This is a genomic window from Microbacterium sp. Z10_103, from assembly GCF_058310455.1.
This window is the reverse complement of sequence record NZ_JBZEGK010000001.1, coordinates 22,800-47,690: the sequence shown is the minus strand read 5'-3', so window position 1 is coordinate 47,690 and position 24,891 is coordinate 22,800. Positions and strand designations below refer to the sequence as shown.

Here is a 24,891-nt window from a genome sequence, read left to right as displayed (position 1 = left end):
GATGACCACGCCGCGGACCGGGATCGAGCAGGTTCGTGCCGGCAATCTCGGTCGCCTTCTGCGGCGCGTGCACGTGAGCGGCCCCGCTTCGCGGGCCACCCTCACCGCGGAACTGGGCCTCAACCGCTCGACCATCGCCGACCTCGTGGGCGAACTGGTCGAACTCGGCCTCGTCCGCGAGGGCGCTCCCTCACCCGAACGCCGCGTCGGACGCCCGTCCCCCGTCGTCGAGACGCATCCCGATGTCGTCGCGGTCGCGGTGAACCCGGAAGTGGACGCGCTGGAGATCGCCGCCGTGCGGCTGGATCGCTCCATCCCGGTGCGCGAGCGCGTGGAGATGGACCACCCCCTCTCCCCCGAGGAGACCGCGAGCCTGGTGCGCGCGCACATCGAGCGATGGCTGTCCGGTCCGCTGGCAGGCGCCACGGTGAGTGCGGTGGGGGTCGCCGTACCGGGGCTCGTCCGTGAGGCGGACGGCGTCGTGCGCACCGCCCCCCACCTGGGGTGGACGGATGCGCCGCTGCGCTCCATGGTCTCCGAGGCGACCGGTCTCCCCGCGGTGGTGGGCAACGACGCGAGTCTGGGGGTTCTCGCCGAGCACCGGTTCGGGGCGGCGTACGGGATCGCCGACGTCGTCTACCTCAACGGTGGTGCCAGCGGCATCGGCGGCGGTCTGATCGTGCAGGGGATCGCCGTGTCCGGCGCAGGCGGATACGCGGGCGAATTCGGGCAGAATCGCCCCGGCATCGTCTCCGACGCCGACCGCCGGGCGCCTGCGGGCGTGCTGGAGGACGAGGTGAGTCGCGCCCGCCTCCTGGATGCGGTGGGGCTGGCCGCCGCGGATGAGCCCACGCTCGGCGCTGTGCTCGCCGCATCCACGGTGCCGGCCGTCGCGGACGAGGTCTCGCGCCAGCGCCGCATCCTCGCCACTGCGCTCGCCAATGCCGTCAATGTCCTCAACCCGTCGGTGATCGTGCTGGGCGGGTTCCTGGCAACGATCGCCGAGCTGGACTTCCCCGCCCTCACCCGGGCGGCTGCGGCACTGGCCATGCCCGCCAACGCCGAGGGCCTCGACATCCGCGTCGCCTCCCTCGCGGCCGATCGCCTTCTCATCGGAGCGGCCGAGGCGGCGTTCGAACCGCTCCTGGAAGATCCCGCGGCCGCAGCGTGGCGCGTCGCCGCCGCTACACCCCGCGGCTGAGCCCGGCAAGCCCTTCGCCCGCGGCATGCCCCGCGCCAGGCTGGAGGAATGAGCGATCCGAGCCTTCCCTCCTTGCCGCCCGACGTTCCGGCCTCGCCAGGCATCCCCGCCCCCGACGGTCCGGCCGAGCCGCTCGCCCCGTACCCTGACGAGCCCCTGGCCCCCTACCCCGACGAGCCCCTGGCTCCCTCGCCCGCGGAACCCACCCTCCCGCTCCCGGACGGCCCGAACCGTATCGCCGCGTAGCCGCGGCGCGGTAACGTCGCCGACAACGCCGAAGGGGGAGGCATGTCCACGACGACCGGAAACCAGCCGCGCACGGAGCACGACCTCCAGGCAGCCGCCCGAGACCACCTCTGGATGCATTTCGCCCGGCAATCGGTGATGACCGAAGGCCCGGGCGTCCCGATCATCGCCCGCGGCGAGGGCCACCACATCTGGGATGTGTCCGGCCGGCGCTTCATCGACGGACTGTCGGGGCTGTTCGTCGTGAACGCCGGGCATGGGCGGCGCCGTTTGGCCGAGGCCGCCGCCCGGCAGGCCGAGGAGCTGGCGTTCTTCCCGATCTGGTCGTACGCGCATCCCGCGGCGATCGAACTCGCCGAGCGTCTCGCGCACTATGCCCCGGGCGACCTCAATCGCGTCTTCTTCTCCACCGGCGGCGGCGAGGCCGTGGAGACGGCGTTCAAGCTGGCCAAGCAGTACTGGAAGCTGCGCGGGCGCCCCACCAAGCACAAGGTCATCTCGCGCGCCGTCGCCTACCACGGCACGCCCCACGGTGCGCTGGCCATCACCGGCCTCCCGGCGATGAAGGAGATGTTCGAGCCGGTGACCCCGGGCGGGTTCCGGGTGCCGAACACGAACTACTACCGCGCCCGCGACATGGGCTTCCCGGGATCGCTCGAGGAGTTCGGCGTCTGGGCGGCCGACCGCATCGAGGAGATGATCCTCTTCGAGGGGCCCGAGACGGTCGCGGCGGTGTTCCTGGAACCCGTGCAGAATTCCGGCGGATGCTTCCCGCCTCCGCCCGGTTACTTCGCCCGGGTACGCGAGATCTGCGACCGGCATGACGTACTCCTCGTCAGCGACGAGGTGATCTGCGCGTTCGGGCGGATCGGCGAGTGGTTCGCGTGCGACGCGTACGGGTACGTCCCCGACATGATCACGTGCGCCAAGGCGATGACGAGCGGCTACTCGCCCATCGGAGCCACGATCATCAGCGACCGCATCCACGAGCCGTTCGCGACCGGAACGGTGAGCTTTCCGCACGGCTACACATTCGCCGGCCACCCGGTCTCGGCCGCCGTCGCGCTGGAGAACCTCGACATCTTCGAGGAGGAAGACCTCAACGGACGCGTCCGTGAGTTCTCGCCCCTCTTCCGCGCGACCCTGGAGAAGCTGAACGACCTGCCGATCGTGGGCGATGTGCGCGGGGACGGGTACTTCTTCGGGATCGAGCTGGTCAAGGACAAGCAGACGCGTGAGACCTTCACCTCCGACGAGTCCGAGCGGCTCCTGCGCGGGTTCCTCTCCGGCGCTCTGCTGGATGCGGGGCTGTACTGCCGGGCGGATGACCGCGGCGACCCGGTCATCCAGCTGGCCCCGCCCCTCACGACCGGTCCGGCCGAGTTCGATGAGATCGAGCAGATCCTCCGGGGTGTGCTGTCAGAGGCCTGGACACGGCTCTGAGGCCCGGCGACGTGCGGCTCAGCCGAGGCGGCGGCCGCGGGGAATGAGCTCCCCTTCGACCACGTCGATCGCTGTCAGACCCGCGAAGGCGTCGTCGGCCGTGGCGGTGCCCTCGACGGGTTCTTCGTCTCCGGGGGCCCCCGGAATCTGGCGTGAGGTCACGGTCCTCGTCCTTCCGACACATCCAGCGTCGCAAGGGCGCTCATCCCGCGCATCCCCTTGACAGGCCCGCGCCGCGAGGCGTATCCGCCCGATGCGGCGCGCGGGCTAGGGTGGGCACCATGGGCACCATCTATTACGGCGGGTCGGGCACGCCGGTCCACATCGAGGATCGCGCCCTCGCACACCTGAAGGTCGTCATCGCCACGAAGCTGCGTCGTGGCGAGAGCTTCACGGTGTCGTGGCGCCATCCCGAAGACCAACCGCACGGCCGCAGCACGCTGTGGCTCCACCCCTCGATTCCGCTCCGATTCGTCTTCGACGACCCGGAGCCGGCGACGTTGAGTCGTCAGTGGATCGAGGAGCTGGCGGACTCGGCGAACTCGTCAGGTGGCATCATGCTCGTGGCGGAGCATTTCGACGTTCCCGCCCAGCACAGCGGACAGTCCTGAGGGGCGTCAGCCCTCTTCGACGAACGAGTCCTCGGAGGGCTCGGGCACGATCGTGAGACCGTTCGGGCCGCTCGCGACGAGCATGAGCTCTTCCACCCATGCGCGGTTGATGCGAGGGGTGCGGCTTCCGAAGAAGTGGAACTGGATCGGCACGGCGGGGTGCATCCAATAGCTCCGCCGACCGCTGCCGTCGCCGACCTCGACGTCGAACATGAACGACTCGGAGCGTCGGAGCTTGTTCATCACGACGATGCGAAGATGCGCCAGCGTGCGATCGTCGATGTCGACCGAGTTCGGCATCGTGTCGTAGATGAATCTGCCCATGCGCCGAGCCTAGCGCTCCGCAGCGAACACACCCGTAAGGATGGGGCCCGGATACGGGCGGCCGGGTCGGAGCGCAAGCCCTTCGAGGACATCAGGGGCGACACGTACCGTAGGGGCGTGGGAACGATCTTCTACGGCGACTCCGCCACCCCGATCGAGATCGAGGACCGGGCACTGGCTCACCTGAAAGTGGTCATCGCGACGAAACTGCGGCGGGGGGAGAGTTTCACCCTCTCGTGGGCGCATTCGGACGACGAGGAACCCGGTCGCAGCACCGTGTGGCTGCATCCGTCCATTCCGATGCGCTTCGTGTTCGACGACCCGGAGCCGGCCATGCTCAGCCGGACATGGATCGAGGCGCTGGCCGGTTCGGCCAATTCTTCGGGCGGGCTGATGCTCATCGCCGAACCGCCCGAGGGGCGCCCGTCCTGATTCAGAGCTGATCGAGGATCTCGCGCACGCCCTCCTCGACGGCCGTGGGGACCACGAGCGGTCGACCCGCCGTGAAGGCCTCCCACTCGCGGAGCAGGATCGTCTCGACGCGGGTGGAGGGGACAGCCGGATAGGCCACGCACAGGCGTTTCACGACCGCGCTGAACGAGGTCACTTCGACCCCTTCGATCTCCAGTACGGCTCCGTCCGCGGGGCTCCCGGCCGCACTGCCGTCCCTCCCCTTATCGTCCATGTCCACATCGTTCCACGCCGGTCAGGCAAACGCGAATACTCCGCTGCCCGCGGGACTATCGGCCTGGCGGGCGGTGCAGCGTGCTCGTCAGCTCGCGACTTCTGCATCGGGATGCTGCGAGTCATCCTCGTGCGCGTCGACCTGGTCGACGGCATCCTGCAGACGGGCAAGGGTGGCCACCACGATGGCGCTCTCCTCCGGCGTCATGTCCACCACGGCCGACATCATCCGCTCGTGCATCTTCCCCAGAGTCGCACGCACCTCGGCGTCGGACTTCTGCGTGGCCACGACCAGGATGCTGCGGCGATCGGAGGGGTGTGGAACGCGCGTCACGTGCCCCGACTTCTCGAGGCGGTCGATGATGGCGGTCGTGGAGGCGGTGGACACGCCCAGGTAACGCGTGAGCTCGCTCGGCGACACCGAGCGACCCTCCCCCGACGCCCGCAAGAGGTAGCGGAGAACCAGCAGCTCGTTCTCCCCCATCGACATGGATTCGCGGGTGCGACGCCGCATGGCGAGCTCGGCTGCGCGGTACACGCGGAAGGCTTGCAGCACCTCGACCGCTCGGCGCTTGCGGTCCTCATCGGTCGCGCCGTACCAATAGCGCGACGGCTCGGCCGGCGTTTCTTCCACGTGCGGCATCCTATGCCAGCGCCGGTGGGGCCCGTCCAGTCCGGGCGACTTTGCTGACAGCGGTGCGCAGGCCGCGGACCAGCGAGTACGATGTTTTGCATCATCAAGCTACTTGCTTAGCTCTTAAGTATCTCGTTCTGCTAGGTGGTGCCCCGAGGAGGTGTTGTGAGGCATACCGCGTCGGCGGATGACGTCGTAAAAGCTCTGGACGACCTGTCCAGCGTGGAGAAGTCCGTCGATCGCGCGACCCTTTCCGCACTGGGTATCGGCCCGAACGACGCTCGCGTGCTCCGCCACCTCATCGAGCTGGAGGCCAGCGGCGAGGAGGCGACCCCGCGCAGCCTGTCCGCGATGCTCGGCATCTCTTCCGCCGCGACCACGGCGCTGATCGATCGCCTCGTTCAGGCCGAGTGGGTCGAGCGGGAACCTCACCCGCAGGATCGGCGAAGCATCATCGTCCGGGCCACCGTCCCGGCCGGATCCCCCGCACGCCGGCTGCTCGCCGTCCGCCGTGTGGCCGTGTCCGTCGCCGCCGCACGGCTGGCCGCTCAGGAGCGGCGCACGGTCGTGGAGTTCCTCGACGACCTGCATCGCGCGGAGGAGCATTACCTCGACGCGGTGAACGCGACCGTCGGATCGGATGCGCAGCCCTCGCAGTAGCGTGACGCAGTAGCGGAACGCGGTAGCGCGGGAAACGCCCCCGGGTCAACCCGCTGCATCCGCGGCGTCGATCGGGAATGGTCGATGCGGGAGGACCTGCATGCACACACCGCGCGCGTGGATCGGGACGTCGGGGTGGAGCTACCCGCACTGGCGGGGGGTTCTCTACGAGCCCGGCACCCGCGACCAGCTCGCCCGGTACGTCCAAGAGTTCGACACCGTCGAGCTCAACACCAGCTTCTACCGCTGGCCGCGCCCCGAGCGCCTGGCCGCCTGGCGTGACCGGCTTCCGGCGGGGTTCCAGTTGGCCGTCAAGGCTCCCCGCGGGGTCACGCACGCGCGCAGCCTCACGCTGACACCGGAATGGCAGGAGAGGATCGCGGTCGGCCTGGCGGCGGTGGGCGATCGGCGCGGTCCGTTCCTGGCCCAGCTCCCCCCGAAGGCTGAGCGCGATGACGCGCGCCTCGCAGCCTTCCTCGAGGGGCTCCCCGCGGACTCCCGGCCGGTGGTCGAGCTCCGGCATCCGTCCTGGGTGGATGAAGAGGTCTTCCAGCTGCTCGAACGGCATGGGGCCGCGTACTGCGTGATGAGCGGTGCCGGTCTGCCGTGCGTCCTGCGGGCCACCGCATCCTTCGTCTACCTGCGCCTTCACGGCCCCGACGACACGCTCTACAACGGGTCGTACAGCCCGGACGCGATCGCGTGGTGGACCGACCGCATCCGCGAGTGGCTGGCGCAGGGCCTCGACGTGTACGCCTACTTCAACAACGATCTGGGCGGCAACGCCGTCCGCGACGCCCGGGCGCTGCGCGACGCGCTGGCGTGACACGGGTCGCTGTCACGGGATGGTCGTCCCGTCGGGCGCGGTGAAGGAATGAAGCCGCTCGATCAGTTCGGCGAGCGTTTCTTCGTCTCGCACGAGGCCGATGCGGATGTAGCCGCGTCCGCCCGGCCCGAACCCGTCTCCGGGGGCGACGGCGACCCGCTGCTCCTCGCGGAGGCGGCCGGCGAAGGCCACCGCATCCCCGCCGCCGGGCACGCGGACCCAGACGAAGAAGCTCCCGTCAGGCGCGGTGACTTCCCACCCGATGCGGCGCAGGCCCGCCACGACGACGTTCCGGCGACGCTCGTACATCGCCACCAGGTCGGCGACCGCCGATTGGTCCCCGACCAGCGCCGCGGCGGCAGCCTCCTGTGCGGCGCCGAAGAGGGTGCTGAACGCGTGCGCCTGGTAGCGCGATATGGCCGCGATGATCGACGCGTTGCCCGCCGCGTACCCCACGCGCCATCCGGCCATGCTGTAGCTCTTCGACAGGGTCTGCACCTCGAGCGTCACCTCGTGTGCACGATCGATGGCCAGCGCCGACAACGGCTGGTGACCGTCGAACCCGAGGGAGGAGTACGCGAAATCGTGCACGAAGGCCGCGCCCGTCCGGTGGGCGAAGGCGACGGCTCCCTCGAAGGTCTGCGGAACCGCCAGCGCGCCCGTGGGATTGTTCGGATAGTTCAGCAGCAGCAGCGACGCGTCGCTGAGGTCCGCCAAGGCGGCGAAGTCGGGCTGGTAGGCCGGCGCGGGGAGAGGGAGCGGCACGAGCCGCGCACCGGCCAGGCTGGTCGCCGACGTGTAGAGGGGGTAACCCGGGTCGGGCAGGACGACGTTCGTCCCGGGATCGGCGAGCGCCATGACGGCGGCCAGGAGCGCCTCGTGCGAGCCGTGGGAGACCGCCACCTCGGCGTCGGGGTCGACCTCCACACCGTGATCCTCCCGGTACCGGCGGGCGATCGCGTGACGCAGCGACGGCCGGCCGGCGTACGACGGATAACGGTGGTTGACCGGATCGGCCACTTCCCGCTGCATCGCCGCGACGATGTGCTCGGGCGTGGGGACATCCGGGTTGCCCTTGGACACGTCGATCATCACCGGCCCCGGCTGGGCGGAAAGCCGGGCGATCTCGCGGTCCATGCCGCCCCAGAAGTTCGGCGCAAGCGCCCTCACCCGCGCCGCGGGCTGGAAGGAGACCACGCTCACCTCCGCCGGAATCGCCGGGCGATCGAGGAGCCGACCATCTGGATGCCCTGGACCAGGACGATCAGCGTGATGACGGTGATCACCATCGCGAAGCCGTCATAACGCTGGTATCCGTACGAAAGCGCCAGATCACCGATGCCGCCCGCGCCGACCGTGCCCGCCATCGCGGTGGCATCGATCAGCCCGACCGTCGCGATGGTCACCGCGAGGATGAGCGAGCCGCGCGCTTCGGGGAGAAGGAAACGCCAGAAGATCTGCAGCGGTGACGCACCCATCGCCCGGGCGGCCTCGATCACCCCGCTCGGAACCTCCAGCAGCGAGTTCTCCACGAGCCGCCCGATGTAGGGGGCGATCATCACCGTCAGCGGGACGATGGCCGCCCACACCCCGATGCTCGTGCCGACGATGAAGCGGGTGAACGGGAGGATGGCGACCAGCAGGATGATGAACGGCAACGAGCGGACGATGTTGACCACGATCCCCAGCAGGAGGTTCAGCGGCCGGTGGGGCAGCACACCGCCGGGTCGGGTGATCGCCAGCACGGTGCCGATGGTGATTCCGAGGATCGAGCCCAGCGCGAGGGCCACCCCGAGCATCTGCAGCGTCTCGCCGAGCGCCTTCAGATAGATGTCGGGAGTGATGAGGGTCCAGCGGTCGCCGGTCACGCGATCACGTCCTTCAGGTCGACGACGCGCTCGGCCAGGTAGGCCCGTGCCGCCCGTACGCGGTCCGGTGCGCCGGTGACCTGCACGATCATCTGCCCGACCGTGTGGTCTTGGATCTCGGTCATGTCGGCATGCAGCATGTTCACCGACACGTCCAGGTTGCGAATGAGGTCCGACACGAGTGGCTGGGTGACCTCCTCGTCCAGCAGCAGCAGGCGCCACAGTCCGGCGTTCCCGAGGTGGTCCACGACCCGGCGGGGCAGCCCCTGCGGCACGACGGTGGAGACGAAGTCCCGCGTGATCTCTTCGCGCGGGCGGAGGAATGTGTCCAACACGCTCCCCTGCTCCACGACGCGGCCATCCGCCATCACCGCGACTTCGTGCGCGAGATCCTTGATGACGTCCATCTCGTGCGTCACGACGAGGATGGTGGTGCCGTACTCCCGGTTGATGTCGCGCAGCAGGTCGATGATCTGCACCGTGGTGGTCGGATCCAGCGCGCTGGTGGCCTCATCCGAGAGCAGGATGCGCGGATTGCGCACGAGCGCGCGAGCGATGCCGACCCGCTGCTTCTGCCCGCCGGAGAGTTCCCCTGCGAAGCTGTCGGCCTTTCCGCTCAGGCCGACGAAGTCGAGCACCTCCTCGGCGCGGGCGCGGGCGTCGGCCTTGCCTGCCCCGTCCAGGCGGAGCGGCAGGGCGACGTTGTCACGGACCCGGACGGTTTCCAGCAGGTTGAACTGCTGGAAGATCATGCCCGTGTGTTTCTGGGCGTCCCGGAGGTCGCGGCCGCGCAGCGCCCCCATGTCCACCCCGTCCACGGCGACGCGGCCGGAGGTGGGCCGCTCCAGCCCGTTCACCATGCGGATGAGGGTGGACTTGCCGGCGCCGCTGTAACCGATGACGCCGAAGATGGTTCCCTCGGTCACCTCGAGGGAGACGCCGCGAAGGGCCGCCGTGTCGGCGGCCCTTCGCGGGAACGTCTTGGAGACGTCGTCGAAGACGATCGTCCCCGAGCCCGCAGAGCTCATTCGAACCATGCGGGGAGGTTGTAACCGTCGTACTGCGAAGACGAGGTGATGTACTCGATGAACTCCGGGGACTCGTAGGCGGCCTTGAGCGCCTGGGCCCACTCGGAGTCCACATCTGCTCCTCGCACGGCCACGACGTTGGAGAACTCGAGCGGCTGGTCTTCCACGGCGAGGGCGTCGTCGTAGTCGAGACCACCGGAGATGATGAAGTTGCCCTGGATGGCCGCGTAGTCCACATCCTGCAGGGCGGGGACCTGCTGGGCGTTCTCGATCGGAGTGATGTTCAGGTTGTGCGGGTTGTCGGTGATGATCGACAGGTCGGCGGTGTTCGGGTCCTCGACGTCCTCGAAGTCGATCCATCCCACATCGCGGAGGATCAGCAGCCCGCGGTACAGGTTCGAGGGCGCATTGGGCACGGTGACGGTCGCGCCGTCGGGGACGTCCTCGAGCGACGTCTGCTTGCCGCCGAACAGGCCCATCCGCGGGGTGGGGATCTGTACCAGGGCGGCGTTGTCGATGCCCTCCTGGGCGTTGACGAACTCCAGGAACACCGGGTGCTGCATGATGTTGGCGTCGATCTCGCCGGAGTCGACCGCCACGTTCACGACGATGCCGTCGGTGAAGTCGACCGTCTCGACGTCGTAGCCGTCCTCCTCGAGGATCGGCACGATGCCGTCCTGGAACATCTCCAGGTACGGCCCGGGGTTGAACCCGACCTTGATCGTGGTCTTGTCGGCGGCCTCGGAACCATCGGAGGCCGGCGCCGATGCGCCCGCGCATCCGGTCAGCGCAAGAGCGAGAGCCGCAGTTCCGGCCAACAGGGTGCGGGGAATGCGCATGGGAGTCCTCTTTCGCCGTGCAAGGGGTGCGACCGCTGCGCGGCGCGTCGGGTTCGCGCGCCACTGCCGCTCCGCCACGCTAGAACGCTTGCCCTCATCCCCCGATTCGGGTCGTCATACGGTGCAACAATCCGTGCGTGGTGCGGGCGCTTCACACGCCCGAGAAGAGCACATCCAGCACGCGGCGGCCCAACGCGGCTTGCCCCGGGGGCTCGTTCGCGATCATGAGGAGCCCCTTCCACAGCGCCCAGCCCCGGCCGCGCGCCTCGGTGGCGTCGTCGAGGTCGAGGGTGCGGCGGAACTCGCTGCGCGCGTCATCACCGAACATCGTCCACAGCGGCACGACGTCGCAGGCCGGGTCGCCCACGGCGCTGCATCCGAAATCCAGCACGGCGGCGAGGCGGCCATCCCGGACGAGGAGATTCCCGCCCGCGACGTCACCATGCACCCAGACGGCGGCGCCGGTCATCTCCGCGCCCAGCGCGTCACGCCACAGCCCGGCAGCAAGGTCGCGCTCGCGGCCGGCGACGCGGAGAACCAGGTCGTGCATCTCGTCGTCCCAGCGGCTCACGGGTCCGCCGCGATACGCGCTGTGCGCGCCCGGCCCCGGAGCCTCGGTCGTGTCCGCAGATCGGACCGCGACGAGAAACGCGGCGAGGTCGTGCGCGAAACGAACCTCATCATCGACCTGCGCCTGGGATGCGGGGGTACCCGGCAGCCACCCGTAGACCGACCACGGCGCGGGGAAGCGATCCGAGGGCTTCCCGCGCCCGTGGACCGCCGGGATGGGCAGCGGAGCCGCATCCGCCAGCACGGGCAGCCACTTCTGCTCCTTCTCCACCTGCGGGACATAGCCCGCAGCGCTGGGCAGGCGCACGCTGTGGTCATCGCCCAGGTGGAACATGCGGTGGTCGTTGCCGCCCACCGCCACCGGACGCACCGGGAGGTCCGCCCAGTCCGGGAACTGCTCGACGAGCAGCTCCCGGACGAGAGCGGAGTCGATACGACGGGCGTCGACGCCGCGCGAACCGGGGCTCACTCGGCGCCGCGACCGGTCTTCTGCTGGAGGCGGTCGATGTGCTCGGACGCCTCGGCCTTGGTGATGTCGGCGGGGATCTCCTCGCCGGCCTCCCGCGCGAGAGTGTCGAGGTAGCTGCGCTGCGGGGCGGTCATCGGCTCATCGCCGGTGACCCAGTCGGAGGGGTCCTTCTCCGCTGAGGTGTCGGCGCTTCCGGTGGCGCCGAGCATCTCCCGGTCATCGTTCGGGACGGAGTCGTTCGGGACGGAGTCGTTCGGGACGGAGTCGTTCGATTCGGACATGCGTTCGATGCTAGGCGGCACGCCCGGATGGGACCGCGGGGGTTGACGAACGCACCGGGGCTCGGCATGCGACCGGGCCCCCGGCACGGCCGGCTACGCCCCGAGGCGTTCGAGGAAGGAATTGACGAAGCGGCGCTCGGGATCGAGGGAGGCACGCAGCTGCCGGAAGTCCTCCCAGCGCGGATACAGCCGCGGAAGGCGCTCGCGCGCGGCGTCCACGTCGAAGACCTTGCCCCAGTGCGGGCGAGCGGCGAAGGGCTCGAGAGCCGTCTCGATCCGCGGCAACAGCGCTTCCACCTCGGGCTGCCGCGACAGCCAGGTGAAGTGCAGGCCGACGACGTCGCCGCCCTCCGCGGGTGAGAGCCACAGGTCATCCCCGGCGACCGTGCGCACCTCGCACACCAGCAGGAGCGGCGCGATCGCTCCTGCGAGCGACCGGATGGCGCGCAGCGCACCAGCGGCGTGTGCCCGCGGCACCAGATACTCGCTCTGCAACTCGTCGCCGTTGGACGGCGTGAACTCGAGCTTGAAGTGCGGCAGGCGCGCCAGCCACGGACCGGGGACCCCGAGCTGTTCCGTGCAGTGCTCGGGGTCGACGCCCGGGAGCGGATGCCGTTTGCCCGGGGCGGGGCGGGCACCGAAGATCTCGTCGGGGGCCGGGGCCGCCGCATCCGCCCGCCGCTTCAGCCATATCTGGTCGACGGTGTCGGGGTCGCGCCAGGTCGTGAACAGGGACACGCTGTAGCCGAGCGCCGTGATCGCGTCATAGTGTTCCAGCGCCGCCTCCAGCGGCAGGCGCTCGTACACGGTCTGCGCGATGTCATAGCTCGGAACGATGTCCAGCTCCACCGCGGTGGCGACGCCCAGGGCTCCGAGGGAGACGACGGTGCCGGCGAAGTCCGCCTCGCCGCGCCGGAAGGTGCGCGTCTCGCCGTCGGCGAGGACGAGGTCCACCGCCGCGACCGCGGACGCAAGCGAGCCGACCTGGTCGCCCGACCCATGGGTTCCGGTCGCCACCGCGCCGGCGAGGGAGATATGCGGCAGCGACGCGAGATTGCCCAGCGCCCAGCCGGCCCGTTCGAGCTCGCCGGCGAGGTCGCCGTACCGCAGGCCCGCCGCCGCCCGCACCACTCGGCGATCGCTGTCGATCGACACCTCGCGGGGAAGCGATGCCACCGAGATCGCCAGCCCGTCGGTGTCGGCGATCGTGTTGAAGCTGTGCCGGCTTCCCAGCGGCTTGAGCTTCGCCGCCCCCCGCACAGCGGAGACAACACCGGCGATCGAGGTCGGCGATGCCGTCTCAGCGGCTGAATAGGTCAGATTGCCTGCCCAGTTGGTGCCCATCGTCTACCTCCCTGCACCCAGAAGAACCACGTCGGCCACCGAGTCGCCGGCCGGCAGCTCGACCTCGGCCTCCGCCGCATCCGTCGTCACCCGATACGAGCCGGCGAACCCTGACACCGCGACCATCCCATTGTCGTCGGATTGCGTCGGCGTGGGCGGGGTCCACCATTCTCCGCGGATGAGGGCGTGCAAGGCGTCATACGACGGCTTGCGTGAGCCATCGGCCCGCAGGAGGCCCGCCGGCGCCCCGAGCCACGCGCCGGCGTCGGTCACACCCCAGTAGGTGAGGGATTCGACCGCGGGATGGGCAAGGACGTTGCGGTAGTGGCGGACGATCTCCTCGGCCTGGCGCGCCTCGCCCTCGGGCGTTGACGGCCAGTCCTCCACGGCGTAGTCATTGAGGTCCTCGATGTCTTTCGGCATCAGCGCGCCGGAGAGGAGCGTCGTCTCGGTCACCTGCACCGGAAGTCCGAACCGCGAGAAGCGCCGCAGCACTTCGCTGATCTTCTCGTCGCCGCGGTAGCCCTGGTGCATGTGCGTCTGCACGCCGATCGCGTCGAGGGAAACACCGGCTTCGAGGCTTTCCGAGATGAGGCGCTCGTAATCGGCGGACCAGTCGAAGTCGTTCAGAACGAGTCGCGCATCCGGGTTCGCCGCGCGCGCCTCATCGAACGCCATCTGCACCATGCCGAGGCGGCCTTTGCGCTGCGCGAGCCGGGTGACGGCGTTCTCCTCTGCCGTGAAGACGGGGAGGATGACCGCTTCGTTGATCGCGTCCCACAGGTCGATGGTCCCCGCGAACCCGGTCACGACCGTGCGGATCCGCTCGCGGATGGCGTCCTCCACCTGGCGATCGTCGAGATCGAGCAGCCATGCCGGGGCGAGGGTGTGCCACACGAGCGGATGCCCCTTGACGGTCACCCCGCGGTCGGCGAACCACTGCGCGGTGCGCCGCAGCCGCTCGACGTCGGTATGCCCCCGCTTTGGCTCGTATCCGCGCCAGTAGAACGGCAGCGTCACCGCGTTGAAGAGGCCGAGATAGGCCTCCGCGAGGAGTTCGGGACCGACCGTGGATGCGCCGCCGAACACCTGCGCGGACCCCACCTCGTCGCCCGGCGGCGGCCCGCCGAGCCACTCGATGAGGTCGAACCCGATGTTGCCGAATCCGAAGGCGTGCCGTGTCTGCTCGACCGTGACGGGCACTCGGGAAAGGGGCGCACCGCGCTCGTCGGTCAGCCGGAGCCGGGCGTCGGCCGTCCGCGATCGCAGGTCGGACATGCGCGGTCTCCTTCGATCGGCCCCTGCCGCCCGGGGGAGCGGCTTTCTCAGCGTAGCCGCGCCGCCGGAGGGGATCGTCGTGGCGTTCCTGCCGTGGGTCGGTCGCGATCTCGCGCGTGACCGCGGACGGGAGGGAGCGTCCGCTCAGCCCGCCATCACGGCAGCCCGCCAGGCCGTCACCGCGGTGGCAACGGCACGCGTGTGCGCCCACGGCATCTCCGGCGCTTCCCGGCGGCCTTCGGCAAGGGCGAGGCTGACAGCATCCGCCTCGGCGGCCATCGGCTGGATCGAGGGCACCTCGATCACCGTGGGCTCCCCCTCGGCCGGGCGGACGATGATCGTGGTCGCACTCTCGGCCCGACCTCCCCACGCGTCCGGGAGCTCGATGGCGCCCCCGGAGCAGTGGATGACCGCACCGGAGGGCAGGTCGCGGACGATCGAGGTCGCGAGTGTTCCCTCGCAGCGACCGAACCGGATCTGCGCGACGCTGTCCGCATCCACGCCCGCCTCGATCCGCCCCTCGACCTGGCGAACCGCGATGTCGTCGTCGGCGACGGCGCCCGTGGCGAAGGCCACCTCGACGGCCAGCGACACGGGATAGCAACCGACGTCGAGGATCGCCCCGCCCGCGAGGGCAGGGTCGAACAGGCGCCCCGATCGCGTTCCGGCAGCGAAGCCGAACGCCGCCTCCACGCCCACGGGGCGGCCGACCGCACCGTCGGCGAGGACGCCGCGGAGGGCATCGGCCCACGGCCCGAACCGGTTCTTGAAGGCCTCGACGAACGGGCGATCAGCCCGTTCCGCGGCCGCGAGCATGCGCGCGACCTCCGCGGCGGTCGGTGCCGCCGGCTTCTCGCACAGCACCGCTTTCCCGGCTTCCAGAGCCCGGACCGCGAGGTCGGCATGCGTGGTGTGCACCGTGCCCACGTACACCGCGTCGATGTCGGGGCGGGCGAGCACGTCGTCGTATGTTCCCGAGAACTCAGCCCCCGCCTCGGCGGCGAAGCGCGCGGCGCGCTGGGGATCCGAGCTGCCCACGGCTGCCAGCATCCCGTGCCGGGACGCTCGGAGCCCGGCCAAGAAGTCGCGGCTGATCGCCCCCGGTCCGAGGATGGCCCATCGCGTGCGCTGCGGAGTCTTGCTGGTCACCCGGCCGATGGTACCCGGCCGGCCGGCCGGTCGCGGAGCGGCACCGTCACGCGGTCGGCGCGACCACAGAGGCTGAGGTGCGTGCGCGGCGACGCTTCGCCCGGGCGGCCGCGACGGTCGTGGCGATCGCATAGACGAACAGCCCGCCCGCCACGACGGCGACCACCACCACGCGGTTCGGCCCGTGCAACACGTTGTTGACCCAGCCGAGCATCGGGATGCTGTACCAGAGGGCTCCGCGGATCTGCACGGTCCGTACCGGCTCCGGGTCGTTCGCGTCGTTGTTGTCGCCCTTCGTGATGAACGTCAGTTCGCCGTCCACGTAGGTCTTCGACACGACGCGGTGGCTGACGACGGCCGCGTCTCCGGAGCGGATCTGGTACGTGATGACGTCGCCGACACGGATGTCGTCGACCGGCGTCGGGCGGATCACCACGAGCGTGCCGGGGGGCAGACCGGGCTCCATGGACTGGGTGAGCACGGTCATGGCTGTTCCGCCGACGAGGGCGGGCACGCCGATGACGGCTGCCGCCACCGCCAGCAGCAGCACGAGAACCGATGCGCTCAGCGACACGGCCAGATAGTGCACGAGACTGTGCTGTCGCGCATCCGTGCGTTCGGCCGCGCGTCGCGCACGACGGGAGGTCGGGGTTGCGTCGGTCATGGGCATTGCAGGGTGGGGAAGAGCACGCCGAGGTTCCAGGGCGTGGTGCGGGTGATGGAGATGGGCGCGGCCGTGACCGAGGAGGTCCCGGTGAACTTGTCCTTCGCCTCGACCAGCAGCGCGTACGTGCCGTTCTGCGAGAACTTGTAGCCGTCGAAGCTCACCGAGGCCGAGGTGCCGTCGACGCTCACGGCGGCGACCTCCAGGCCGGTGGCGGAGTCGTACACGCGGTAGGCCACGGCAGAGCCGGCGACCCGGTTCGCGGGAGCCGGCCAGCTCAGGGTGACGCTGCGGTTCCACCAGTTGCTGCTGCAGCTCACGGCGCCCGGTGCGGCGACGCGCCAGACGCTCTGAGTGATCGGAGGGGCCGTCGCCGTCGCCGTCCAGTTCGTTCCGACCCGACCCGTGACGGTGAAGGCCGCCGTCACGCTCTGGCCTTGGAGTGCGGCATTGGACGCGGTGGCGTCGCCCGTGATGCGGGTGGCGACGCAGACGGCGACGGTGGTTCCGGGCGCGATCGTCCGCGCGGCGGCGGGAAGAGCCGGCGCAGGGTCGGCGAGGGTGGTCGTGATGACGCCGGTCGCCGGCGGCGTTGCCGAACAGGTGCCGGTCCACAGCATGAGCGCCGTCTTCTGCGCGAGGGTGGCATTGCCGGTCACCGAGGTGGCCAACGCATAGGTCAGGGGCACGCGACCCGTGTTCGCGATGGTGAGGGTGCCGCCCACGGTGGATGAGGTGTTTCCTGCATACCGGTAGTTCGTGGCGAGCGCCCCGGCCTGAGTGACCGTCGTGGCCACGGTGGCGGAGGAGGCGCTGGCCGAGACCGACGCGTTGGCGATCCACACAGCGGCCGCAGCCCCGCCGCTGGCCAGCGCGACGAAGGTCGCGATGGCGGCGATGGGGGCCAGGAGGCGACGGCGGCTCATGGGTGGACCTGGGTTCCGGTGACGGTAAGGGAGAGGGCGGTGGATGCGGCGCCGGCCGCTCCTGCGGGAGCTTGGGCGGGCAGGCCCACGCCGATGCAGAGGGTGACCGTTGCTCCCGGAGCGAGCGTCGTGCCGAGGTTCGCGGCGGCTCCGAGGGGGGCGGCCGCCGTCGGCGCCACTTTACCCGCCGTGCAGTTCGCCGGCGACCCGGTGCCGGCCGACACGACGAGGGCCGAGGTGAAGGCGGTGGCCACGGTGGAGCCGCTGATGCCCTGCAGCGAGAGCGTGAGCGGCGTCGTTCCGTCGTTGCGCACCGTGGTCGTGCCCCACACCGTCTTTCCCGGATACAGATCGGTGGCGGTGAGGGAGAGCGGCGTGAGCGACAACGCAGCCGACCCGGCGGTGACCGTGGAGGTCGAAGCGGCAGAGGCGCTGGTGGCCCACACCGCGAAGGTGCCGCCGCCGGCCAGGACGCCGATCACGATCGCCCCTGCCGTACCGAGCGCTGCCAGCAGCATCCGCGTGGGCGCGAAGGCCCGGCGCTTCTGCTCTGCGCGACGCGAGGCGCGGGTGGGGTGGGAGTTCATTGTGATCCTCGTTCGGCGGGGTGGGCGTGTCGCCCACCCGACGGCGGTGGTGGCTGTCGTGGATTACGCGGTGGCCTGGGTCAGCGTGACGGTGAGGTCGCTGAGGTTGACGGCGCCGTTCATGGCGTCGTTGTTTCCACCGGCGGTGTCACCGGCGGGGAAGGAGATCGTGACCGACACGGTGACGGTCTCGTCGACGACGCCGGTTCCGGGGGCCACGGTGAAGGTCGGGCCGGTGCCGGTGATGCCGGTGCCGCTGGCGGTGAGGGTCGCGTTGGAGAGCAGGTAACCGGCGAGCGCCTGGTCGGCGGCGTCCGTGACGTCGGCGGCGACGATCGAGCCGCCGGTGAGACCGAGCGTGGCCTGGATGCTGTCGCCCTCGGCGCTGACATCCATCGTCTTGGTGTAGGTGAGGGTGTCGCCCGGGGCGATGGAGTAGCCGTCGAGGGCGATGGTCGAGCCGTTCGCGGTCCAGGTGCCGGCGACACCGGAGTCTGCGACGACCATGTTGCCGGCGGCGATGGTCGCGCCCTGCGTCGTGGCGGAGGCGTTCCAGCTGGCGAATGTTCCGGCTCCACCGAGGAGGAGGGTCACACCGGCGGCGGTGGCGATCGAGGCCTTGAGGAAGTTCTTCATGAGAGTGTCCTTTCGCGGCAGCGGCCGCTGGTCGGGGTGAGTGTCGTGGGCTTTCCCGATCCGGTTCGGACCGTTTCCCTGGCGACAAACATCAGTCTCCGCCCCCCGCCGCAACGTACCGGCCCACGAAGGACCAGGGCCTGCACAGCGTTACCGCAAGCCCTTCCCGGCCGAAACGGGCCAACCTCAACGCAAGCGCAACGTGACCGCAGGTTCCGCATAGGAGCGCTCCCATGAGCCCGAATCGTCGCGCATTGCACGTCCTCGCTTCCCACCCCTGCGCAATGTGCTCGCGCGAGTGCACGACCTCCTGCCGAGCGCACGGCCTTGCAGCGCCATCAGGCCGTGCACTCGGCACGAAGCCGTGCAGTCGCGGAGGACCGCGGGATCAGCGCGTGCTGAAGGCCGCGTCGAACGCCGCGGTGGGCGCCTCGAACGCGTTGCTCTTCACGAAAGCCAGCGCCTCGGGGGCACCGACGAGCCGGTCCATGCCGGCGTCCTCCCACTCGACCGAGATCGGACCGTCGTACCCGATGCTGTTCAGTGCGCGGAAGGCGGCCTCCCACGGCACATCACCGCGGCCGGTCGAGACGAAATCCCACCCGCGCCGGAGGTCCGCCCACGCCAGGTGCGACCCGAGCCGACCATTGCGTCCGTTGCCGATGTTCATCTTCACGTCCTTGCAGTCCACGTGATAGATCCGGTCGCGGAACTCGAGGATGAAATCGACGGGATTCAGCTGCTGCCAGACGAAGTGGGAGGGATCCCAGTTCAGGCCGAACGCTTCACGGTGGCCGATGGCCTCCAGTGTGCGGACCGTGGTCCAGTAGTCATAGGCGATCTCGCTGGGGTGCACCTCGTGGGCAAACCGCACCCCCACCTCGTCGAAGACGTCGAGGATCGGGTTCCAGCGGTCGGCGAAGTCCTGGTAACCGGCGTCGACGGCCTCCTGCGAGACCGGCGGGAACATGGCGACGTACTTCCAGATCGACGACCCGGTGAAGCCGACGACGGTTTTCACGCCGAGCTTGGCCGCGAGACGCGCGGTGTTCTTCATCTCCTCGGCAGCCCGCTGGCGAACACCCTCCGGGTTCCCGTCGCCCCAGACCCGGTCGCTCAGGATGTCGCGGTGGCGCTGGTCGATCGGGTCGTCGCACACCGCCTGGCCCTTCAGGTGGTTCGAGATCGCCCACACCTTCAGTCCGTACCGCTGCAAAAGGTCGAGCTTGCCCTGGACATACTCCGCGTCATCCCAGCGCCAGGGATCGAGGTGGTCTCCCCAGCAGGCGATCTCAAGGCCGTCGTAGCCCCATTCGGATGCGAGGCGGGCGACCTCCTCGAACGGCAGGTCGGCCCACTGGCCGGTGAAGAGAGTGATGGGTCGCGTCATGGCGATTTTCCTTCCAGGGAAGCGAGGGATGGGGCGTCAGTGGTCGACGGGAGTCCAGGCGCTGCCGGCGTCGGAGCTCCGTTCGACGGCATCGAGGACGCGCTGCACATGCAGACCGTCCTCGAACGAGGGATGCGGCTGCACCCCGTCGTGGATCGACGTGACGAGGTCGTACACCTGATGGGTGAAGCCGTGCTCGTAGCCGAGCATGTGACCGGTCGGCCACCAGGCTGCGGCGTACGGGTGGCCGGGCTCGGTGACGAGGATGCGCCGGAACCCCTGCTCCGTGGCGGGGAGCGTCGCGTCGTAGAACTCCAGCTCGTTGAGGCGTTCGAGGTCGAAGGCGATCGCACCGAGCGAGCCGGAGATCTCCAGTCGCAGGGCGTTCTTCCGGCCCGTCCGAAAGCGGGTCGCCTCGAACGAGGCGAGCGCACCTGAATCCAGCCGCCCGGTGAAGAGGGCGAGGTCGTCCACGGTGACGGCGCCGCGCTCGGTGGAGGCGGTGCCCGACAGCCCCACACCTTCACCCAGAAGCGGACGCTCGGTCACGAGCGTCTCGAGGATGCCCGACACGGTCGTCACCTTCTGGCCGGTGATGAACTCGGTCAGATCGATCGCGTGCGCGCCGATGTCGCCGAGCGCTCCGGAGCCGGCCAGATCCTTGTCCAGCCGCCAGGTGAGGGGCGCCTCGGCGTCGAACAGCCAGTCCTGCAGATACTCCGCGCGCACCTGACGGATCTCGCCGATCCGCCCCGCCGCCACGAGGTCGCGGGCGAAAGTGGTCGCCGGCACCCGCCGGTAGGTGAAGCCGACCATGGAGCGCACCCCGGTGGCGGCCGCGCGCTCGGCGGCGGCTGCCATGCGCTCGGCCTCGGCGACCGAGTTGGCGAGCGGCTTCTCGCACAGCACGTGCTTGCCGGCCTCGAGTGCGGCGATCGCGATCTCGGCGTGCGTGTCGCCGGGCGTGACGATGTCGACGAGGTCGATGTCATCGCGCGTGATGACCTCCCGCCAGTCGGTCGCCGCTTCCGCCCAGCCCCACTTCCGGGCGGATGCTTCGACAGCTGACGTGTTGCGGCCGACGACCACCGACATCTCGGGGTCCAGCGGAAGGTCGAAGAACCGGGGAGCGACGCGCCACCCTTGTGAGTGCGCGGCACCCATGAAGCCGTGGCCGATCATGGCGACGCGAAGCGTGTTGGTCAACGCAGAGTCCTTCCGGAGGTGGATATGGGGCGCCCGCCGAGTGATCGACGGACGCCCCACGCGAGGTGCGGTCTACTCGAACGACAGGTCGATGAAGTCGGCGACGTTCTCCTTCGTGACGACGGGGGCGTCGAGCACGATGCGGTTCGCGACGCTGGGTGTCACGATGTCACCCATCGTCTTGCCCTGGGCGATGAGACGCGCCAGCGCCACGCCGTCGGCGGCCTGGGTCGACGGGTAGATGACCGTCGCCTTCAGCACGGAGTCGTCGGCTTCGATGGCCTCCATGGCACTGCGGCTACCGGCGCCGCCCATCATGAAGAACTCGTCACGCCCGGCAGCGTCGATGGCCGCGAGAACGCCGACCCCCTGGTCGTCATCGTGGTTCCAGATGGCGTCGATCTGCGGGTTGGCCGAGAGCAGCTGCGAGGCGGCGGTCTCGCCGCCGGCGACGGTGAAGTCGGCGGCCACGCGGGCCGACACCTCGAGGCCGCAGTCCTCCAGGGCATCTGCGAACCCTTGGGAGCGATCCTGTGTCAGCGGCAGCGAGTCGATGCCGGCGATCTCCGCGACGACGGCGTCGGCATTCTCGCCCAGCTCCTCGCAGACATAGGTGCCGGCGCTGACGCCCATGCCGTAGTTGTCGCCGAGCACCGTCGTGCGCGCGGCGAACGGACTCGAGAACTCCCGGTCGACGTTGATGACCGGGATGCCGGCCTCCATCGCCTCGATGGCGATCTCGGTCAGCGCGGCGCCGTCGGTCGGAAGCAGCACGATGGCGTCGACACCCTCGTTGATGAAGGTCTCGACGGCCGCGATCTGGGCGATCGGGTCGTTGGTGCCTTCGGCGACCCGCAGATCGACGTCGTCGAAGCTGTCGCCCGCCGCGATGGCACCGGAGTTGATCGCGCCCAGCCAGCCATGGTCGGCCGCGGGTCCGGAGAACCCGATGACGACGGTGTCGCCCGCCTCCGCGTTCTCTTCGGACGAGGTGCCCTGGTCGACGACGGATTCCTCGTCCGCACCTCCACCGGTACAGCCTGCGAGAAGTCCGGCGGCAGCGACGATCGCGGTGCCGGTGAGCACCAGTCGCGTGCGCGCCTTCAGATATGAGCGCATGTTGTTCCTCCTTGAATGTGATGCAGCTTCTTGCGACAGGTGGAACGGAACCTGAGGGGAGCTGCCCGCACTCATGGAGTCCACGCTGACGCGACTCACCGTAACAGAAGGAGATCACGAAGAGGCATCTTTTGTTTTTCCGCCGTCAGAAGTGCCGATGACCGCGGTATCGGGGCGAGCACCGACGCGTGCCGGTGCAGAGACGTCCCGTGCACGCCGCTGAGTGCGCCGGATCGGACCCTCGTCATCCCGCTCCCCGGCGTGTTATGTTCACTGCGTGATCAAAGATGACCATTCATCGGCATTACTCTCCGTTCGGGGTGTGACGAAGTCGTTCGCCGGGGTACGCGCGCTCCGGGGGGTAGACCTCGAGGTCGCCGCGGGCGAGGTGCACTGCGTGCTGGGCCAGAACGGCGCGGGGAAGTCGACGCTCATCAAGACTCTCGCCGGTGTCCACCGCCCGGATGAGGGAGAGATCCGCTGGCGCGGGGAGCCGGTGGACATCCCCACTCCCGAGTCGGCGATCGAAATGGGCATCGCCACGATGTACCAGGAGCTGGACGTCGTGGACGGCCTGACCATCGCGGAGAACATCTTCCTCGGCCACGAGGTGGCCAGCGGCGGGTTCACAAGGCGGGCGGAGGCGGCGAAGCAGAGCCGCGCTCTGCTGGGGCGCCTCGGTCACAGCAACCTCGCGCCGAACACCGAGGTCGGCTCGCTCAGTGCGGCCAACAAGCAGATCGTGAGCATGGCTCGGGCACTGTCGCACGACATCAAACTCATGATCATGGACGAGCCGTCGGCCGTGCTCGACTCCGAAGAGGTCAAGAACCTGTTCGGAGTGGTGCGGGAACTGACGGCGGCCGGCATCGCAGTGGTGTACATCACCCACCGCCTCGAGGAGATCCGCCAGATCGGCGACCGGATCACCGTCCTCAAGGACGGCCGGACGACAGCAACGGGCCTCCCGGTCGCGGACACCCCGACAACCGAACTCATCCGTCTCATGACCGGCCGCGAGGTGGCCAACGTCTTCCCGCCTGCGACGCCCATCGCCGCCGATGCGCCTGTCGTCCTCGACGTCGCGGACCTCGGCCTGGCGGGCGTTTTCGCGGATGTGTCCTTCACCGTGCGCGGGGGCGAGATCGTGGGGCTGGCCGGACTGGTCGGCTCGGGCCGCTCCGAGATCCTCGAGACCGTCTACGGCGCCCGGAAGTCCACCGCCGGCTCCGTCCGCGTGGGCGGCGAAGTGCTCCGGCGCGGCTCGGTCGTCGCGGCCGTCAACGCCGGCATCGGGCTCTCGCCCGAGGAGCGCAAGAGTCAGGGCCTCGTCCTCGATGAGCCCATCTTCGTCAACGTGACGCTGTCGTCGGTGTCCCGGTTCGCGAAGGCCGGCTTCCTCGACGAGCGCGCCGAGCGTCAGGTCGCGCGCGAGCAGATCGAGGCGCTCGAACTGCGACCCGCCGACCCCGACCGGCCCGCCTCCACGCTGTCGGGCGGCAATCAGCAGAAGATCCTCCTCGCCCGATGGCTCGTGCACGGAACGCGCGTGCTGCTGCTGGACGAGCCCACCCGAGGCGTCGACGTCGGCGCGCGCTCGGAGATCTATCAGCTCATCCGCCGCCTCGCCGCGGAGGGCAACGCGCTCGTGATCGTCTCCAGCGAGATCGAAGAGGTGCTGGGGCTGGCCGACACCGTCCTGGTCATCGCGGATGGACGCGTCCTCACCACTCTTCCCGCCTCCCAGATCGATGAGCACGGTGTGCTCGATCTCGTCATGAAAGGAACGGCCGCGTGAGCGAGCAGACCCCGTCGGGGACCGGAGCCGGGCAGACGGCGACCGAACCGCCCCCCACCACGAGCACCACCGCGACCGAGCCGGTTCCCGCCTGGCGGCGCATCCTCTCCGGCTCGGTCGGACGCAACCTCGGGCTCGTCGTGGCGCTGCTCGTCCTCGTGATCGTCGGCGCCGTCACCGCGCCCGACACGTTCCTGAGCGTGAGTAATATCCTCACGATCCTGCGCGCAGCCTCGATCATCGGCGTCGTTGCGATCGGCATGACCCTCGTCATCATCGCGGGGGGCATCGATCTGTCCGTCGGCTCGGTGCTCGGGCTGGCTTCGGTCGTGGCATCCCTCGCCGTCATTCAGGACCTCTCCGAAAGCCTCCACTGGATCGTCATGGTGCTCCTCGCCCTGGCGGTGGGCCTCGGGGCGGGTCTGATCAACGGGGTCGTCATCGCGTACGGCAAGGTCGTGGCCTTCATGGCGACGCTCGCGATGCTCGTCGCGGCACGCGGTTTGGCCGAGATCCTGGCCAACCGTCGCACGCTGCAGGTGGGAGACCGCGACTTCATCACCTTCATGAACCTCGACATCCTCGGCGTCGACATGCTGATCTGGATCTTCGCGATCGTCGCCGCGCTCGGCTGGGTGGTGCTCAACCGCACCACCTTCGGCCGTCGCACGGTCGCGATCGGCGGAAACCGCGAGGCGGCGCGCCTCGCGGGCATCCCCGTCAAGCGCCACACGATGTGGCTGTACGCGATCTCCGGCCTGTGCGCCGGTATCGGCGGAGTGATGATCCTGGGGCGCACCACCGCGGGCACATCCACGCACGGCATGCTCCTCGAGCTCGACGTCATCGCGGCGGTCGTCGTCGGCGGCACGCTGCTCGCGGGTGGGCGCGGCACGATCACCGGTACGGTCTTCGGTGTCCTCATCTTCCAGACTCTCACCAACGTTTTCGTCCAGAACAACCTGTCATCGTCGGTGCAGAACGTCGTCAAGGGCGTCATCATCGTCGTCGCGGTGCTGCTGCAGCAGCGCTTCGCCCGGCCCACCGGGAGGGGGTGAGCCGGCGGCTCGGTGCCACCGACTTATGATCGATCAGTGGCACCGGGCCGTG

The 24,891-nt window shown here is 69.6% G+C and carries 29 protein-coding genes; 9 read left to right on the top strand and 20 right to left on the bottom strand.

Annotation, left to right across the window (positions count from 1 at the left end; translation table 11 throughout):
* Window position 1: 1 nt before the first annotated feature.
* Genes AC4FS2_RS00235 through AC4FS2_RS00225 form a run of 3 tightly spaced genes read left to right on the top strand, consistent with a single transcriptional unit; the run spans window position 2 to window position 2,890 of the window.
* Window positions 2–1,201 carry an ROK family transcriptional regulator gene (locus AC4FS2_RS00235; RefSeq protein ID WP_491175943.1) on the top strand — a complete coding sequence of 400 codons (1,200 nt, stop codon included), beginning with the start codon at window positions 2–4 and terminating at the stop codon, window positions 1,199–1,201.
* Between the two features lie 48 nt (window positions 1,202–1,249).
* Window positions 1,250–1,447 (top strand): hypothetical protein, encoded by a 198-nt coding sequence (locus tag AC4FS2_RS00230; RefSeq protein ID WP_491154547.1) that lies wholly within the window; start codon window positions 1,250–1,252, stop codon window positions 1,445–1,447.
* Window positions 1,448–1,489: 42 nt separating this feature from the next.
* On the top strand, window positions 1,490–2,890 hold the full coding sequence (locus AC4FS2_RS00225; protein WP_491154548.1) for an aspartate aminotransferase family protein: 1,401 nt from the start codon (window positions 1,490–1,492) through the stop codon (window positions 2,888–2,890).
* Between the two features lie 18 nt (window positions 2,891–2,908).
* Here the strand turns inward: AC4FS2_RS00225 and AC4FS2_RS00220 are convergent, their stop codons facing one another.
* On the bottom strand, window positions 2,909–3,052 hold the full coding sequence (locus AC4FS2_RS00220) for a hypothetical protein (RefSeq protein WP_491154550.1): 144 nt from the start codon (window positions 3,050–3,052) through the stop codon (window positions 2,909–2,911).
* Between the two features lie 119 nt (window positions 3,053–3,171).
* Between AC4FS2_RS00220 and AC4FS2_RS00215 the strand changes: the two genes are divergently transcribed.
* Window positions 3,172–3,501: a DUF7882 family protein gene (locus AC4FS2_RS00215; protein ID WP_491154552.1), complete on the top strand. Its 330-nt coding sequence runs from the start codon at window positions 3,172–3,174 to the stop codon at window positions 3,499–3,501.
* Window positions 3,502–3,507: 6 nt separating this feature from the next.
* Here AC4FS2_RS00215 and AC4FS2_RS00210 read toward each other — a convergent pair whose 3' ends face one another.
* Window positions 3,508–3,825 carry a DUF7882 family protein gene (locus AC4FS2_RS00210; protein ID WP_491154554.1) on the bottom strand — a complete coding sequence of 106 codons (318 nt, stop codon included), beginning with the start codon at window positions 3,823–3,825 and terminating at the stop codon, window positions 3,508–3,510.
* Between the two features lie 117 nt (window positions 3,826–3,942).
* On the opposite strand from AC4FS2_RS00210, the gene AC4FS2_RS00205 reads away from it, so the two are divergent.
* Entirely contained in the window at window positions 3,943–4,257 is a 315-nt protein-coding gene (locus AC4FS2_RS00205) for a DUF7882 family protein (protein WP_491154556.1), read from the top strand.
* A 1-nt stretch (window position 4,258) separates the two neighbouring features.
* On the opposite strand, the gene AC4FS2_RS00200 is transcribed toward AC4FS2_RS00205, so the two are convergent.
* Together AC4FS2_RS00200 and AC4FS2_RS00195 are read right to left on the bottom strand one after the other, a co-directional pair.
* Entirely contained in the window at window positions 4,259–4,510 is a 252-nt protein-coding gene (locus AC4FS2_RS00200) for a hypothetical protein (protein ID WP_491154558.1), read from the bottom strand.
* Between the two features lie 87 nt (window positions 4,511–4,597).
* Complete coding sequence (locus AC4FS2_RS00195; protein WP_491154560.1) at window positions 4,598–5,143, bottom strand: MarR family winged helix-turn-helix transcriptional regulator; 546 nt, start codon at window positions 5,141–5,143, stop codon at window positions 4,598–4,600.
* Window positions 5,144–5,308: 165 nt separating this feature from the next.
* On the opposite strand from AC4FS2_RS00195, the gene AC4FS2_RS00190 reads away from it, so the two are divergent.
* Together AC4FS2_RS00190 and AC4FS2_RS00185 are read left to right on the top strand one after the other, a co-directional pair.
* Entirely contained in the window at window positions 5,309–5,803 is a 495-nt protein-coding gene (locus AC4FS2_RS00190; protein ID WP_491154561.1) for a MarR family winged helix-turn-helix transcriptional regulator, read from the top strand.
* Window positions 5,804–5,903: 100 nt separating this feature from the next.
* Window positions 5,904–6,629, top strand: a complete 726-nt coding sequence (locus tag AC4FS2_RS00185; RefSeq protein ID WP_491154563.1) for a DUF72 domain-containing protein — start codon at window positions 5,904–5,906, stop codon at window positions 6,627–6,629.
* Window positions 6,630–6,641: 12 nt separating this feature from the next.
* On the opposite strand, the gene AC4FS2_RS00180 is transcribed toward AC4FS2_RS00185, so the two are convergent.
* The 16 genes from AC4FS2_RS00180 to AC4FS2_RS00105 form a co-directional block, all read right to left on the bottom strand.
* Window positions 6,642–7,826: an aminotransferase class I/II-fold pyridoxal phosphate-dependent enzyme gene (locus AC4FS2_RS00180; RefSeq protein WP_491154565.1), complete on the bottom strand. Its 1,185-nt coding sequence runs from the start codon at window positions 7,824–7,826 to the stop codon at window positions 6,642–6,644.
* Window positions 7,827–7,828: 2 nt separating this feature from the next.
* Window positions 7,829–8,497 (bottom strand): methionine ABC transporter permease, encoded by a 669-nt coding sequence (locus tag AC4FS2_RS00175; protein ID WP_491154567.1) that lies wholly within the window; start codon window positions 8,495–8,497, stop codon window positions 7,829–7,831.
* On the bottom strand, window positions 8,494–9,534 hold the full coding sequence (locus AC4FS2_RS00170) for a methionine ABC transporter ATP-binding protein (protein WP_491154569.1): 1,041 nt from the start codon (window positions 9,532–9,534) through the stop codon (window positions 8,494–8,496). The genes AC4FS2_RS00175 and AC4FS2_RS00170 overlap by 4 nt, the downstream gene beginning before the upstream one ends.
* Window positions 9,522–10,364 carry a MetQ/NlpA family ABC transporter substrate-binding protein gene (locus AC4FS2_RS00165; protein WP_491154571.1) on the bottom strand — a complete coding sequence of 281 codons (843 nt, stop codon included), beginning with the start codon at window positions 10,362–10,364 and terminating at the stop codon, window positions 9,522–9,524. The genes AC4FS2_RS00170 and AC4FS2_RS00165 overlap by 13 nt, the downstream gene beginning before the upstream one ends.
* A gap of 151 nt (window positions 10,365–10,515) precedes the next feature.
* Window positions 10,516–11,403 (bottom strand): aminoglycoside phosphotransferase family protein, encoded by an 888-nt coding sequence (locus tag AC4FS2_RS00160; RefSeq protein WP_491154573.1) that lies wholly within the window; start codon window positions 11,401–11,403, stop codon window positions 10,516–10,518.
* A complete protein-coding gene (locus tag AC4FS2_RS00155; protein ID WP_491155694.1) occupies window positions 11,400–11,612 on the bottom strand; it encodes a DUF3072 domain-containing protein in 213 nt (70 codons plus the stop codon). The genes AC4FS2_RS00160 and AC4FS2_RS00155 overlap by 4 nt, the downstream gene beginning before the upstream one ends.
* 165 nt (window positions 11,613–11,777) lie before the next feature.
* A complete protein-coding gene (locus AC4FS2_RS00150) occupies window positions 11,778–13,028 on the bottom strand; it encodes a D-arabinono-1,4-lactone oxidase (protein WP_491154574.1) in 1,251 nt (416 codons plus the stop codon).
* A gap of 3 nt (window positions 13,029–13,031) precedes the next feature.
* On the bottom strand, window positions 13,032–14,306 hold the full coding sequence (locus tag AC4FS2_RS00145; protein WP_491154576.1) for an endo-1,4-beta-xylanase: 1,275 nt from the start codon (window positions 14,304–14,306) through the stop codon (window positions 13,032–13,034).
* A gap of 144 nt (window positions 14,307–14,450) precedes the next feature.
* The gene (locus AC4FS2_RS00140) at window positions 14,451–15,455 is read right to left on the bottom strand and encodes a Gfo/Idh/MocA family protein (RefSeq protein ID WP_491154578.1); all 1,005 of its coding nucleotides are present in this window, start codon (window positions 15,453–15,455) and stop codon (window positions 14,451–14,453) included.
* Window positions 15,456–15,501: 46 nt separating this feature from the next.
* Window positions 15,502–16,119: a signal peptidase I gene (locus tag AC4FS2_RS00135; RefSeq protein ID WP_491154580.1), complete on the bottom strand. Its 618-nt coding sequence runs from the start codon at window positions 16,117–16,119 to the stop codon at window positions 15,502–15,504.
* A complete protein-coding gene (locus AC4FS2_RS00130) occupies window positions 16,116–17,045 on the bottom strand; it encodes a hypothetical protein (protein WP_491154581.1) in 930 nt (309 codons plus the stop codon). Before AC4FS2_RS00130 ends, AC4FS2_RS00135 begins: the two co-directional genes overlap by 4 nt.
* The gene (locus tag AC4FS2_RS00125) at window positions 17,042–17,632 is read right to left on the bottom strand and encodes a hypothetical protein (protein WP_491154583.1); all 591 of its coding nucleotides are present in this window, start codon (window positions 17,630–17,632) and stop codon (window positions 17,042–17,044) included. The genes AC4FS2_RS00130 and AC4FS2_RS00125 overlap by 4 nt, the downstream gene beginning before the upstream one ends.
* A gap of 63 nt (window positions 17,633–17,695) precedes the next feature.
* The gene (locus AC4FS2_RS00120; protein WP_491154584.1) at window positions 17,696–18,268 is read right to left on the bottom strand and encodes an alternate-type signal peptide domain-containing protein; all 573 of its coding nucleotides are present in this window, start codon (window positions 18,266–18,268) and stop codon (window positions 17,696–17,698) included.
* Window positions 18,269–18,656: 388 nt separating this feature from the next.
* Window positions 18,657–19,658, bottom strand: a complete 1,002-nt coding sequence (locus AC4FS2_RS00115) for a sugar phosphate isomerase/epimerase family protein (RefSeq protein WP_491154586.1) — start codon at window positions 19,656–19,658, stop codon at window positions 18,657–18,659.
* A 36-nt stretch (window positions 19,659–19,694) separates the two neighbouring features.
* Window positions 19,695–20,840: a Gfo/Idh/MocA family protein gene (locus AC4FS2_RS00110; RefSeq protein WP_491155695.1), complete on the bottom strand. Its 1,146-nt coding sequence runs from the start codon at window positions 20,838–20,840 to the stop codon at window positions 19,695–19,697.
* A gap of 96 nt (window positions 20,841–20,936) precedes the next feature.
* Window positions 20,937–21,983 (bottom strand): substrate-binding domain-containing protein, encoded by a 1,047-nt coding sequence (locus tag AC4FS2_RS00105; protein WP_491154587.1) that lies wholly within the window; start codon window positions 21,981–21,983, stop codon window positions 20,937–20,939.
* A gap of 322 nt (window positions 21,984–22,305) precedes the next feature.
* Between AC4FS2_RS00105 and AC4FS2_RS00100 the strand changes: the two genes are divergently transcribed.
* The gene (locus tag AC4FS2_RS00100) at window positions 22,306–23,781 is read left to right on the top strand and encodes a sugar ABC transporter ATP-binding protein (RefSeq protein ID WP_491154588.1); all 1,476 of its coding nucleotides are present in this window, start codon (window positions 22,306–22,308) and stop codon (window positions 23,779–23,781) included.
* A complete protein-coding gene (locus AC4FS2_RS00095; protein WP_491154590.1) occupies window positions 23,778–24,839 on the top strand; it encodes an ABC transporter permease in 1,062 nt (353 codons plus the stop codon). Before AC4FS2_RS00100 ends, AC4FS2_RS00095 begins: the two co-directional genes overlap by 4 nt.
* Window positions 24,840–24,891: the final 52 nt, after the last annotated feature.